The 12,810-nt window shown below is 59.7% G+C and carries 11 protein-coding genes and 3 pseudogenes; 6 read left to right on the top strand and 8 right to left on the bottom strand.

What is annotated here, in order from left to right; genetic code table 11:
• Window positions 1–435: 435 nt before the first annotated feature.
• The gene (locus FVF58_RS43395; protein WP_149675769.1) at window positions 436–1,755 is read left to right on the top strand and encodes a hypothetical protein; all 1,320 of its coding nucleotides are present in this window, start codon (window positions 436–438) and stop codon (window positions 1,753–1,755) included.
• A 449-nt stretch (window positions 1,756–2,204) separates the two neighbouring features.
• On the opposite strand, the pseudogene FVF58_RS43390 reads toward FVF58_RS43395, so the two are convergent.
• A pseudogene (locus FVF58_RS43390) lies at window positions 2,205–2,537 on the bottom strand (PDDEXK nuclease domain-containing protein); the annotation flags it as partial.
• Between FVF58_RS43390 and FVF58_RS43385 the strand changes: the two are divergent.
• On the top strand, window positions 2,536–2,901 hold the full coding sequence (locus tag FVF58_RS43385; RefSeq protein ID WP_246217472.1) for a PDDEXK nuclease domain-containing protein: 366 nt from the start codon (window positions 2,536–2,538) through the stop codon (window positions 2,899–2,901). The pseudogene FVF58_RS43390 and the gene FVF58_RS43385 sit on opposite strands and share 2 nt — an antisense overlap.
• A gap of 42 nt (window positions 2,902–2,943) precedes the next feature.
• Here the strand turns inward: FVF58_RS43385 and FVF58_RS43380 are convergent, their stop codons facing one another.
• The 3 genes from FVF58_RS43380 to FVF58_RS43370 form a co-directional block, all read right to left on the bottom strand.
• Window positions 2,944–4,371, bottom strand: a complete 1,428-nt coding sequence (locus FVF58_RS43380; RefSeq protein ID WP_425469021.1) for a UvrD-helicase domain-containing protein — start codon at window positions 4,369–4,371, stop codon at window positions 2,944–2,946.
• Between the two features lie 205 nt (window positions 4,372–4,576).
• The gene (locus FVF58_RS43375) at window positions 4,577–5,005 is read right to left on the bottom strand and encodes a hypothetical protein (RefSeq protein ID WP_149675767.1); all 429 of its coding nucleotides are present in this window, start codon (window positions 5,003–5,005) and stop codon (window positions 4,577–4,579) included.
• A 102-nt stretch (window positions 5,006–5,107) separates the two neighbouring features.
• Complete coding sequence (locus FVF58_RS43370; RefSeq protein ID WP_149675766.1) at window positions 5,108–5,683, bottom strand: DUF7686 domain-containing protein; 576 nt, start codon at window positions 5,681–5,683, stop codon at window positions 5,108–5,110.
• 1,025 nt (window positions 5,684–6,708) lie between these two features.
• Here FVF58_RS43370 and FVF58_RS51975 point away from each other — a divergent pair.
• A complete protein-coding gene (locus FVF58_RS51975; RefSeq protein WP_188131129.1) occupies window positions 6,709–7,179 on the top strand; it encodes a hypothetical protein in 471 nt (156 codons plus the stop codon).
• 323 nt (window positions 7,180–7,502) lie between these two features.
• On the opposite strand, the gene FVF58_RS43355 is transcribed toward FVF58_RS51975, so the two are convergent.
• The 3 genes and pseudogenes from FVF58_RS43355 to FVF58_RS43345 form a co-directional block, all read right to left on the bottom strand.
• On the bottom strand, window positions 7,503–8,282 hold the full coding sequence (locus FVF58_RS43355; RefSeq protein ID WP_149675764.1) for an alpha/beta fold hydrolase: 780 nt from the start codon (window positions 8,280–8,282) through the stop codon (window positions 7,503–7,505).
• A gap of 97 nt (window positions 8,283–8,379) precedes the next feature.
• A pseudogene (locus FVF58_RS43350) lies at window positions 8,380–8,593 on the bottom strand (DDE-type integrase/transposase/recombinase); the annotation flags it as partial.
• A gap of 19 nt (window positions 8,594–8,612) precedes the next feature.
• Entirely contained in the window at window positions 8,613–9,194 is a 582-nt protein-coding gene (locus FVF58_RS43345) for a hydrolase (RefSeq protein ID WP_149675763.1), read from the bottom strand.
• A 137-nt stretch (window positions 9,195–9,331) separates the two neighbouring features.
• Between FVF58_RS43345 and FVF58_RS43340 the strand changes: the two genes are divergently transcribed.
• Window positions 9,332–9,814 (top strand): TetR/AcrR family transcriptional regulator, encoded by a 483-nt coding sequence (locus tag FVF58_RS43340; protein ID WP_223191215.1) that lies wholly within the window; start codon window positions 9,332–9,334, stop codon window positions 9,812–9,814.
• 372 nt (window positions 9,815–10,186) lie between these two features.
• Here FVF58_RS43340 and FVF58_RS43335 read toward each other — a convergent pair whose 3' ends face one another.
• Entirely contained in the window at window positions 10,187–10,477 is a 291-nt protein-coding gene (locus FVF58_RS43335; protein WP_246217470.1) for an MFS transporter, read from the bottom strand.
• Window positions 10,478–10,788: 311 nt separating this feature from the next.
• On the opposite strand from FVF58_RS43335, the gene FVF58_RS43330 reads away from it, so the two are divergent.
• Together FVF58_RS43330 and FVF58_RS43325 are read left to right on the top strand one after the other, a co-directional pair.
• Window positions 10,789–11,832 (top strand): IS110 family RNA-guided transposase, encoded by a 1,044-nt coding sequence (locus tag FVF58_RS43330; protein WP_149675761.1) that lies wholly within the window; start codon window positions 10,789–10,791, stop codon window positions 11,830–11,832.
• A gap of 327 nt (window positions 11,833–12,159) precedes the next feature.
• Window positions 12,160–12,699: pseudogene (locus tag FVF58_RS43325) on the top strand (IS6 family transposase); the annotation flags it as partial.
• Window positions 12,700–12,810: the final 111 nt, after the last annotated feature.

Here is a 12,810-nt window from a genome sequence, read left to right as displayed (position 1 = left end):
GATTAGATACGAACACGGGCGAAATGAAGCGTTGTTGGCAAGGCACCGCACCAGCAAAAACGGCGCCGAGTTGCTATACCGCGACTCAGGAGTGACGCGATCCCCACGCGCCTAATGCGAGTAAACGCGAGGCAGAATCGTCGTCGTAGCAGCACAAGACCCATCATCGACAGTGAAACATGAATCGATCGATCATCGTTGTCGAGCTGATGCTTGCCCTTGATCGACTGTTAGCAATGACATTACACTCCACTGCCCGCCTTGGCGCGCACAACAGCAAGGTGCCTTCGTTGACCTCTCTGACTTGCCGCCGAGGTCACCTGGACCAAGGAAGTCGCCCGAACAACTCATGAATGATGGCGAGCCCGACGCCAGCATCTCCTCCCTTATAATCTCCGCATTGATAGTGATTTCACCGGCGGAGAGTCGCACTTTATGAGTCAGCCACATGGGCGATATTCGGGATCTCGAGACAAGGGCCAGCGTCAATCGCGCCAACCTTCGAAAACGACATCCCACCGACAGAACAAGCCACACGTAAAAACGCCACCGCCGCGAGACTCGGCCCAGACGGCATCCATTTTCAAAACGCGTTCGTTTAGGTGGCTGGTTGACGCGGTAGGCGCGGAGAACATCGCACTGGGACTCGATTCCAGCCTGACGCGCGTGGCCGAGTTGGTCAACGGCGAGAGATTCACACCCGAGACGGCCTTTCACATCGAAACGACGCTCGGGTTACCCGATGGGTTTTTCGATCAACCCAATCCCGCCCTCACATCCGAGACCATCAGTCGTCTGAAGGCGCCGCTCGAGTTTATCCACGTCAATACTGAACTGGAATCCGCATACGGGCAGGTAGTGGAGACGGCTCCTGCCACCCAGACGAATCACCCGCCTGCCCTCATAGACTGTTTGCCCAGGAAATCAGAGATGTCAAAAAAAACCGGTGGCGGCTCATCACAGGCCGCTGCGAAGAGTAATCCTGCCGGGGCAAAACCTGGTGCGACGCCCTCGTCAAAATCGGCATCGGCGAAAGCTAAAGCGTCTCCAAAGTCGGGGGCTCAGCAATCCCTGCCGCTGAACGACGTGGCAGCGCTGGGAGACATCCGTCGTGCCAACCTGCATGTGCTTACCCACCGCAAAGGTTCCAAGGTGCGACTCAGCGCAGTAGTGAAAATCAGCGCCTCCAATTTGGACAATCGTCTGTATGGACAGAAGCGTATGGACGATGCCGAAGCCAACCGTTTCACCGAACATCTTGGGTTGCCAAGGGCCTGGCTGGACGTTCCGCGTCTGGTGACGGACATTCCTGAGTCGGTGTCGGCTCTGCTCGATCCGCAATCGGGTCGACCTGCATCCGATCAGCAGGAATTGCCAGCAGCGATAAAGCCGAAAGCGGCGGTGACAAGAAAGCCCACGGGTAAGAAGGCGAAAACCACGGGCGACCGGCACGCCCAGCCATCTGAGGCGGATCACGCCAACGGCACCGCCCCGCCTGCCTCCGATCTGGCGATCCGGCAAACTGTTGACAATGATGTCCCTTCGTCTGTTTCTCACCAGCAGCCTGCGTCGGCTTCCGTCACAGAGGTCATCGCGGAGCCACTCCGTTCTGCTCCCGTCACGAGCCTGGACGATCTGATAGGTATCGAACCGATCGCAGAGGCGTTGATCAAGACGCTCGCGGGAAAAGCACGAACTGGACGTCTGGACGAAATGAAAGCGCTGGAACTACTGCGACAGATCGTGGCGCTCTAACCTGAATCGACAGCTCACCGGCACTCCGCAGCAGCCGGGCTGCCTGCGGAACCGCACGTGGACAGTTGCAGGCGACACTCTCCGGGTCCTTTCTTCGCCTGTCGGCGATAATCGTCGGAATCGGACATGTAATTCCGCTTGGGCCTCGCACGAGGCTCAGTTGGAAGCACATGGGGAAGTGCGCCGCGAAATTACGTGAGGCAACAGCCGCTACTTGGTAGCAAAAAACCTGAGTCAATGCGCCGGACTTCCTGCTTGACGCTGTCCAGAAGAACGTCAGAATGCTGGCGAGGACGAGGATTGTGGTGCGTTTGGGCTCCATGCTTCCGTGTCTCGTAATGCGCTCGTTTTCAAGTCCCGTTACGAGAGAGAAAGCGCTCCTTTCCAGGATATCGCCCGCCTGGGCTGACTTCCCCGGAAAAATCGACCAGTCGATTACGGGGATCAAATCATTCGCGCCGCTTGCTCTGGAGTCGAGACCTCGCGGCTTCGATCGACTGGTGCAATTTCGCCTGCAACTGCTCCCGTGGAGGCAACACGGTCAGATACTCGGCGACATGAATACCGCTTTTATCAAGCTCCAGAAGTTCGATCTGCTCCTGCTTCTTGCCTGCACACAGGATGATGCCGAGCGGCGGTTCCTCGTCTGGCTCCCGCTCGTGCTTCGCGAGCCAGCGCAAATACAGTTCCATCTGGCTTTTGTACTCGGCCTTGAATGCGCCCAACTTGAGTTCGATTGCGACAAGCCGTCGGAGCTTGCGGTTGTAAAAGAGAAGATCGATGTTATCCCGACCTCGGCATAACATCGACCTGCTTTTCTACCACCTCAAGCTGCGTTGCTATGTCGTTGTCGAACTGAAAACGACGCCGTTCAAGCCCGAATATGCGGGCCAGCTGAACTTCTACCTCTCCGCGATCGATGCGCAGGTCAAGGCGCCCGAGGACCAGCCGACCATCGGCCTGCTGCTGTGCAAGGAAAAGAATCGGCTCGTGGGGGAATATGCGTTGCGCGGCGTGGCCAAACCGATGGGCGTGGCCGAGTACCAACTCATGCGCGAGGTGCCCCCGTCGCTGGAGACGGGCCTGCCGACCATCGATCAGATCGAAGCCGAACTGCGTCCCGACCTGCCAGACGGCACTGCGTAAACATCATCGGAGCGACGCCCAAGCCGCTTTCATCAGCAGGTACTAACGCCGAAGACTGAAAAGTCGTAGCAGCTCGTCTCGCAACCCCGAAATATCGAGAACATGCTGTGCGCGCGTGACCGCCACGTAGACCAGGCGAAGCTCATCGTCGTCCGGCATCGGGCTGCCGTCGGTACCCCGCAAACGGAAATCGTTCGCCACTCTAACCCGCTTCCATTCGAGGCCCTTCGCGCGGTGGACAGTTGAGATCACGTAGTCGACGGCGCCTTCCGCCGCCGAGCGCTGCGCCAGGGCCCGCAGATAGCCGGTACCGAGTTCGTCCACGATCCGCACCACTGGCAGCAGGTCCTGACCAAACGCACTGCGCGCAAACGCCTGTGCGTCGCTCCACGTCTCGAAGAGCGAAAACGCCGCCGGGCGAAACGCGCGCTGGCCGGCCAGCAACCGGTCCGCACCATCGGCGTATGCGAGAATCTCGGCCGGACTCATCCGGATCGCCGGTCGATGTCCCGCCTCGAGTCCCGCGGCAAACTGCCAGATCGCGGTGACGTTTTTCCGGCACAGGATCGCGTCGACCGGCGGCGCTATCGCGGGATCGTCCACCAGGATCGAGCCGATGGTCTCCTGGCCCCGGATGGGCGTGCGCTCACCGAGCAGTCCAAGCAGGCGGCTGGCAAGCGCCGCGAACGTGGCGCCAAAGCGGAACGACTCCGTGAGCGCGCATTCGGGCGCGTCGATCTGCGCCATCGCATTGACCGCGCCCCGCCACTCATAAATCTGCTGGTACGGGTCGCCCACGTAGATGATTTGCGCGTGGCGCTGCCGGCCAAGGACGGAAAGCATGACACCCTCGCTGTCCTGCGCCTCGTCGAACAGGAGATAGTCGGCTTCAATGCGTGGCTCGGAAAGCGCCCAGAGCTTCAGGAGCACGTCAGGCGAAACGGCACTCACGGCGCGCGCAGCCGCGCCCTCTTCCCACAGGCGCCCGACGTAGGGCAGCAGGTAGAGGCGCAGTTGCGCGGCCACCGCATCGTCGACTTTTTCGTCGACGACGATATGCTGTACTGCCGGCTGGATGTCAGCGGACCGGCAGAACCTGTCCCGCCCATCGGCGATCATCCGCCCGATCTCGAACGGGGCAATCTCGACGGCCCTGCCCGTCACCGTTCGCACTTCCAGCGCGCCAAGCCCGTAGCGTGCAGCCAGTTCGTGCGGTGGCTCGCCCTGAAAGCTCATCCGGTTTCGCAGCGTTGGGCTGACGGATGCCCACGCCAGCGAATGCATCGTCCGCGAGTCGACGTGAGGCGGGAATCGCCGGACTGCGCTTGCTGCGATCTCCCGGTTAAACGCGAGATACATGCCGCGCCGCTGGCCGAAGTGTTCGGCCACGAGCTGGAGCGTGGAGGTCTTGCCCGCGCCTGCAAATGCCTTGATCTTCAGGTCCCCGGCGCCACGCGCCGCCTCGATCACGGCCTGCTGCTGCGCCGTTGGAATAAAGGTCCTCTTCACGCGATACCAGACCTCATGCGCATTCGCTCCTGGCGATGTGAAATCGCTGATTTTCGCACGGCACACAGTCGCTCGGGCGGCCCGGCGCCAGATGCGTCAGCAGAACACGTCCGCATTCGACCACAGGAGACGCCACACTTGACGTTGCGAAAGCTGACGGCGCCCGTCACGTCTCAACAAGCTCAAGCCCGTTCTCCGCACACCATTGCCTCAGCGCGCTTTCGACTGCATCGGCTTCAAACGCATACCAGTGCTCGAGAATGCCTTCACGCTCCAGCAAATCCTTGAAACGCGCATAAGCCCCCTGCCGCCGGAAAAATCCTTCGACCTGGTCGTAACACGCAGGCAACTCCTGTGCGACAAAGCGCAAGGCGAGACGTCCTCCCAGATCGAGCTCGTGCTTATGCGGTATCGCAAGGTAGCGGTCGGAAGTTTCAAGGTCGTCAGGAAGCTCCTCATCGAACGCGTCGCTGGAATCGGAAGTCCACCAGACCTTGCCTGTATCGAGCGAGACATACGCGTTATGTTCCATTGCTGCCGCGTAGCTGACGAAGTCAAAGGCCATAGAAAGATCATCGTGCCTGACTGCGACCATGGCGTTCCTCCCACAGGTTGTAACGTTCGCGCGGCCAGGCGGGTAATCAGCCCACGCCGGGCTTGGCTATCCGTTTCGCCGCGTCGACAACGCAACTCAAACTCAAAGCTCTTCGCTCGGATCAGCGATATCCAGCCGGAATTGCCACCCTTCCATGCTCATGAGCATTCTCCCAAGGTCGTTCCACGAGATGTCCTTGCCGTCGACCACCACAAGCGGCATGTGTCCGGCCTGCGACTCGTCCCATTCGATGCGTCCCCGTACCGTGCAGTCAATGATTCGGCGCTCACGAAAATCGATGTGCGTGACCGACAGTGCCCGACGAATCTTTTCGACGAGGCGCCCGAGCAGGACGAGCACATCGTCGTCGGCCTCACCGATCAGCTGGAACCGGTAGCCGGCGGGAATTTCTCCACGAAGCTCGAAAGCATCCAGCGCAATTCGGTCGCCCAGGAGCCGGAGCTGGAAATGGAACTGGTGGGACTCCCCGTGGCAATCGATAATCCGGATGGGATCAAGTCGGACGTTCTCGAAATCGGTGAATCCGTTGGACTCGGCAATCCTGGCGTTGAAGCACAGAGTGCAGAGCAACTCATAGCTGCCGTCGCCAGAGTCGCTGCGTATGGTGTCCCAGGGCGGCGTCTCGTTGCCGCAATGTTCGCAACGCTCGTATGTCATGTCGCGCCTACTGTAACGGTGGTCTTCGGCACTGAACGTCGCATGTTAGCGGCGACAGGCGGCCCGACGAACTCACTATCGTGCGCATTGAAGCTGGCAGAACCAATACCGCTATTGTGACAGAGACTGCGAGCGCCTGGCGAGACTCGGGGCGAGCAGTGCCGGACTGACGTCAAGCGTTTTCCGCCGCGCGATCAGGAAGACGCGCCGGCCGGCAGACTCAATTTCGCGGTCGTATTCGCCGCGTTTGTGCTTCGATACGACTGTCAGCAGCGGGGACGGCGTGCATCAGCCGCTTTACCCGCTAGCGATTCCTTGTGGCTTCGGGCATCAATGGCACGGCCTCGCAGAACTCCTCAACATCGCCCACGAAGACGTTGGTCTCCGGCCAAGAGAGGCAATTTTCCGGCTCATGACGAGCGTGGCCTCATCCATTACCTGTGCGCTGATGACGGGCGTCGAGTCCCCTGCACCACCAGCGCCTCGGCCCGGTCAGCCTTCCCGGCGTGGGCGGAGAACAGATAGGCAATGACGTCGCTATCGACCGCAAATCGTTGCGGTGCCTCAACGGTCATTCAGCATTTCCCCTTTTCGCTGAGCGATTCCCGATCAAACTTGAAGCCGGCACGCAGTCGTCCGCGGTACTTGCGAAGGCGCTCGATCCGCTCGGCGACTGTCGGCTTCCTGCTGTCCGAGAACGCGCCGGACCGGTCGGCACAGATCTCAGTGTCGTTGCCCTACTTCAAACCGAGTGCATCGAAGGTCCGACCGAGGCATCCAAGGCATGACCCACACAGGTCAGTAGTTATCCTATTTAATGATGATTAATTATGTTATGTAAAGTCGTATGGCTGGGGATGGCGTCAGGCTATCTCGACCCGTTGGTTTGCACAATATTGCTCCCACGTTCTGCAGAATTTTGTTCCTAGTAGCTGGGCGACTCAAGCAAGACAGCCACAGAGTTGTTAGGAATTTAGTTCCGGTGGTTCGAAAAAGCCAGGGAGGAAAAGCAGCCTGTCGAGATCGTGCCGCCGGACGTGCGCGAGGACTGGCTTAGTTGGAAGAACACCGACGATGCCCGGCGGAAGGATGGTCACGATGGCATGGCGAAAAACAGTTTCCCGATGCGGATCAGCCTGGTGTTGCGACTGGCCAGACGAGAGATCTCCCGGTTCCCGCGCAAAGAGCGTCCGTACGTGCCAGGGTCTTCGACCACGCCAGGTCTTCGGGGCGCTCGCGCTTACGCGCCCCGCCGTATTGCCTTCCGCTTTCTGTACAGCGTCGGCACCCGGGATCGCAATTCTATCGTGGCTCAATGGCTGGCCCGCACGTTACCCTACCGACGCTTCGCCGATATCCTCGCGGATACCGACGCACGGCTCGGGGTCGATGTGGTTCGCTACTCGTTCATCGTAGTGGACTTGCACCACTTACTCCTTGCCGGTCTCCCGGCGCACACAGAATACGTTTGTTTTGCCTTCAACCTGCACCTCTGACTCTTCTTGATAAGAAAATTCAGAGGCGACAACTTGTCTGACGCCGGGGGATCATGCTGCGTAGAGAAATGACTTCCGCGTTGTCGTGCCCCCTCGAAAAGGGAAGAATGACAATGCCACTTGTGTGTCGCTTTGGCAGATTCAACTGCTGGTTCCCGGAGGGCCGACGCCACGTCGCAAAGTCCCAGTCACCGCTCCCTCACTTGACCCGTTGGGAGGAGGCGCCACTGAAACAGCCACGCGATGGCGCGTCACCCCCTGCACGCTGCAAGTGACGTTTGAGACAATGCAATCTTGCGACGAGCCAGAACCTTCTGGCTTCTTTAACTAACCTGCCCCGCGGCTTCCAGGATTAGCTGGGTGATCTCGTCGGGATGAGAGATCAACGAGAGATGGCTTGCTTTCAACTCGATGGTCGTGGCACCCATGCGCTTCGCCATGAAACGTTCGAGGTCGGGGTTAATTGTCCTGTCCTCCGTCGAAACAGCGTAAAAACTCGGCTTTGACCGCCAGGCAGCCTGTGTGGTTTTTCCGGTTAGCAGCGCCTTGTGAAACGGCTCTTGCACTGCATAGAGGACCTTCGCCTTCGCTTCCGGTAGATCGCCCGCAAAATCGCGAAGGAACGCCGCCTCGCTCAGACGACCTTCATCGCCGTCGAAAACAATCCCCGCAGACGCCGGCGGCACAGGAAATTTCTTGGCCAGCTCAGAGTAATCCTCGCCCGCGTCAGGCGCCCGAGCTGCCACATAAACAACTGCAGAAACCTTCGGGTGCACACCAGCCTCCGTCACGATCATCCCCGAGAAGGAATGCCCGACCAATACGGTCGGGCCGTCCTGGCGCGCCAGGACGCGTTGGGCCGAAGCAACCGCGTCAGGCAACGTCGTCAGCGGGTTCTGGACAGACGTGGTATTGAGTCCCGCTGCTTGCAATCGCGGGATCACTTCGGACCAGGACGACCCATCGGCGAACAACCCGTGCACAAGGACGACGTTCCGCGCTTTCTTCGGCGGTTGAGTCGCCGCCATACCGCGGGTAGAAACGAGTGAGGCGGCGGCTCCGGCTATCAGGGCAGCCGAGAAACTACGTCTGTTCATCGTCATAATCTGCTTCTCCTTCGATAAAAGCTGGTTTCGGGATAACACGGTTGTGTCGCAATAAGAAAAGAACGGTAAAACAATAATATCTTGTTAGGAGGCCTTACATGAGCAAAGAGTAAAACCGCCCGGGCGGCCGACGGAGAGGTTCCCTTCGCCGTATTCATCTGTCCCTTCCTGATCATATACATCACCTCGATGCCCGACAGGATGATGCGGGCGCAACAAAAGTCCTTGAAGCCCATCATGGATTTGATGATGCGTTTGATGGCACGATGGTCCTGTTCAACAAGTTTGTTCAGATACTTGTTTTGCCGCGCTTGTCCATCAGTCTCATCAGCCTGCGAGCGCCTCGAGTACGTCCCCGGATTGCCTCACGAAACCGAGCCTCGGGAAGACGAAATTCAGCGACGCATGGTGATGCTCGGGCGCCGAGCAGCTCATTGCGTCCTCCACGAGCACCAGCGAGTACCCATGCTCGTGTGCGGCGCGGGCCGTCGACTCGACGCCGATGTTCGTCGAAATCCCGCCAAGCACAATGGTTTCGATGCCGCGACGCCGCAATTGCAGGTCGAGTTCCGTGCCGTAAAAAGCGCTCCATTGGCGCTTCGTGATCTTGATGTCGCGCTCCTCCACCGCCAGTTCGGCCGGGAAGTCCCACCAGTTCGAGGGCAGTCCGTCAGTGGGAAGCACCATGGGCTGATCGACGGGCTGCTTCAATGCATCGCCGAAGTCGGCGCTCCAGCCCACCCGCACCAGGACGACCGGCGCGTCCACTTCCCGGAAGCGTTTCGCGAGTGTTGCCGCGGTAGCCACCACGGCAACACCTGGGCGGGGTGCTTTCCCGAATCCGAGAATGCCCTGCTGAAGATCGATCAGAACGAGAGCGGTAGTCTTAGGGTCAAGTTTTTGCAACATAAAGGTCTTCCGTTGAAAGCGGCGAGCCGCTGGTGTATTGTGAGGTGGTGCTCACAAATAGTATATGAGGATAATCTCACAAAAGTCAACGCCGAATTCGGGCGAAGCGAAGGCGCCGTGCCCGCGGTCATGCGCGGGTGGCGTCGTTACTGGAAGCCGCAAGCGCGGAATTCGCCGAAAAAGGGTACAAAGCAACGACGATGACAGCGATCGCCGCGCGCGCGGAGTCGTCGATCGGTTCGCTCTACCAGTTCTTTCCGACGAACGAGCAGGTTGCAGGTACGCTGATCGAGCAATACCTGACCGAGCTTGAAGCAGCGTTCGACCGGCTGAGCGAGGAGGTGCCGTTGCTTGAGGTATCGGTCGTTGCGGGCCGGCTGACGACGTTTTTCGTGGCGTTTCGCACGACGCACCCCGCTTTCGTGGTGCTGGCCGACGCGCATGATGTCGTGCTGCCCGGCGCCACCAGCGTGCGCGAAAGACTGTGCAAGGGAATCGCATCCGTAGTGGCCGCCCTCGCGCCGCGACTGTCCGTGAAAGAGGCTTTGTTTCGGGCCGTAGTCGTCCAGCATCTGATGAAAGCAGCCGTCACGGCTGAGCCACGATACGAGCGTCGCTGATCAGCATGCGGCGATGCTGGATTTCCAGCGCGTGGTAGAGCACTAACTTGAGGACGTGATGGAAGCCACGCGTGGTGGACGAACCGGCGCAGCGCAACGAGGCGCAACACCCAAGGAGCGTTCCGCTTCGGGCAAAGGCGTCGGTCCGAAGAGCAAGGGCAAGCCCCGCGTCTCGGCGTGAATGCTGTTGCTGCCCCGCGCCTCATCCCGTCGCCGCGCAACGAACACGTCCGCCGGCGTGCACCTGGACGCTTTCGCAACCGTTTGAATGTGGCGCGTCCCCGTTGAAACGGTCAACCTATCCACGCCGGCGAATTTTCGCGCGACGGCGTCGGCAGTCGCACTGGTTCTACGAAGCAAGTCGCGCCGGGCTCACCGCCGCCGCCTGACATTGGTTTCAGGCATCCGTAGATAGACGAGCAGCGAAATGGCGGCCCAGATTGTGACGTACCAGAAGAAGTACGACTCGTGGCCGGACGCCTTGAACCGCAACGCGACAAATTCCGTCGTGCCGCCGAGGACCGCGGTTGTCAGCGCGTAGGGGAGCCCGACCGCAAGTGCCCTGATCCGCGCCGGAAAAAGTCCCGTCTTCACCAGCATGTGGATGGAAGTGAATCCGCTCAGCATGAGGAGCCCGGCGAAACAGAGCACGAACATCGTCACCGCGTTTTTCGTGTGGCTGAGGGCGTCGAAAAGCGGAACCGAGAACAGCGGGCAATGAGCGCACCATCGCCGCCTTGCCGCCGAAAGCGCGCGCGCAGTTTCTCAACCATCTGCTGCTGCTCGTCGAAACGAACAATGAATTCAGCCGTACACCGATCGTGCGGCTCAGCGACGACGAGTCATGAGCAGTTTGCACCGGCGCCGCAGGACCCTCGTCCGGGCTCTGATGTGATGGACGACTCCCGCTAAACGGCGAGAGATTTATGCCAAAGTGGACGGGTCGTGATGTCCACGGCAAAGGAGCGTTCATCATGAAGGTAACCACTGTCGGACTGGATCTTGCCAAGACTCTATTCCAGGTTCATGGAGTGGATTCTCAGGGACATGTTGTCGTACGCAAGCAACTGCGCCGCGCTGACGTACTGGCGTTTTTCGCGAAGCTTGAACCGTGCGTAGTCGGCATGGAAGCGTGTGGGTCGTCGCACTACTGGGGCCGGGAGCTCGCAAAGCTCGGGCACACCGTTCGTCTGATCGCCCCGCAGTTCGTACGACCTTACGTAAAGAGCAACAAGACCGATGCCGCTGATGCCGAAGCAATCTGCGAGGCGGTACAGCGACCGCATATGCGGTTTGTGCCGGTCAAGACGCCGGTGCAACAGACAATACTTTCACTTCATCGGGCACGTGCCGGCCTGGTCAAGTCACGCACAGCACTGGCCAACCAGATCCGTGGGCTTCTGGGCGAATTCGGCATCGCGCTGCCACAGGGCATCCGGCTGCTGGGGCAACGGGCCATGGAGGCGCTTTCCACGCGTGACCGTGAGCATAGCGAGCCTTTCCGGGCGTTAATCCAGATGCTCGTCGAGCACCTGCGCGAACTGGGCAACAAGGTGGCTGAACTGGAAGGTCGCATCCGCGCGATCCATCGTACCGATGCGCCCGGCCGCCTTCTGGAGTCAATACCCGGAATCGGGCCGCTCACCGCGTCGGCCCTGGCCGCGTCGATCGGCGACGCCCGAGCCTTTCGCAGCGGCAGGGAACTCGCTGCATGGCTGGGTCTGGTCCCGCGCCAGCATTCCTCGGGCGGTACTCCACGCCTGCTGGGCATCAGCAAGCGCGGCGATACGGCATTACGAACACTTCTGATTCACGGTGCCCGCGCGGTTATCCGCATGGCAGCCGTCAAGCCCGAGATGGCTGATTCCTGGCTGATGAAACTGTGTCAACGCCGACACAAAAACATTGCTGCCGTGGCGCTTGCGGCAAAGAATGCACGAACAGCCTGGGCCATGCTGATACGAAACCAGGCCTATCAGGCTGGCCACGTTCCCGCGCGATCCAGCGTGACGGATTAACAGACCCAGCTTTTAACATCGAAGCCGCGTTCACTTTCCAGAGGTTGCTTGAGCAGACTTCAATTCGATGACAGAACGGTCGGACCGTGGTGGGCCAAACCCGCTTTGCACCAAGGGCAACCAGGCCCGAGGCTCTGATGGGGTACCCATTCGCGGATATTCATCGTGGGCCCGCAGCGAGTGCTGTGAACCGAGCCCGGATACATGGCTGCAACCTCGACCCAATGCCAGAGAACTGAGACTGCTTGACAACAGGGAGTCGTCCATACATGGTGCAAATAGGCGCATCGGATCGGCTAAGTGGCGATCCAATCAATCTGGTGGCCGGTGACGAGCAAGGAAAAAGGTCTGGAGGGGGGGGTCGATGGTCGGCATTTTGATCGGGAAATCATTATTCTCTGTGTGCGCTGGTACCTTCGCTACAAGCTCAGCCTGCGCGATCTTGTCGAGATGATGGCCGAGCGGGGTTTGTCGCTGGCGCATACGACGAGCATGCGCTGGGTAAAGCGCTTTACGCCGGAGTTCGTTGAGCGCTGGAACCGCTTCGCAACACCTGCGGGACAGTCGTGGCATGTTGACGAGACCTATCTGAAGATTCGTGGCAAGTGGGTCTATCTCTACCGGGCCGTGGATCGGGCCGGCCAGACAGTGGACTTTATGCTCCGTGCGAAGCGCGATGTAACCTCGGCCAAAGCCTTTCTCAGCAACGCCATCAAACATCAGGGCCAGCCTCCAGAGACGATCACGCTCGATGGATACGCTGCCTCGCACCCGGCCGTGCGTGAAATGAAGGTCGATGGCCTACTGCCTGAGCACACGATGGTCCGGACCTCGAAGTACCTGAACAACCTGATCGAGGTGCGACACGAAGTCGCTTACAGAAGTTGTTCGCCCTTCTCGCCGCATTGAAGGAGTGAACCACCGGTGTCACCCGGTGAATCTAGGAGCCTGAATCAAGAGCGGCTCTGACAACGTAAC

Origin of the sequence: Paraburkholderia panacisoli (genome assembly GCF_008369935.1) — a bacterium.
In the GTDB taxonomy this organism is placed as follows: Bacteria; Pseudomonadota; Gammaproteobacteria; order Burkholderiales; family Burkholderiaceae; genus Paraburkholderia; species Paraburkholderia panacisoli.
The sequence above is the reverse complement of the archived record's forward strand: the minus strand, read 5'-3'. Positions and strand labels throughout refer to the sequence as shown.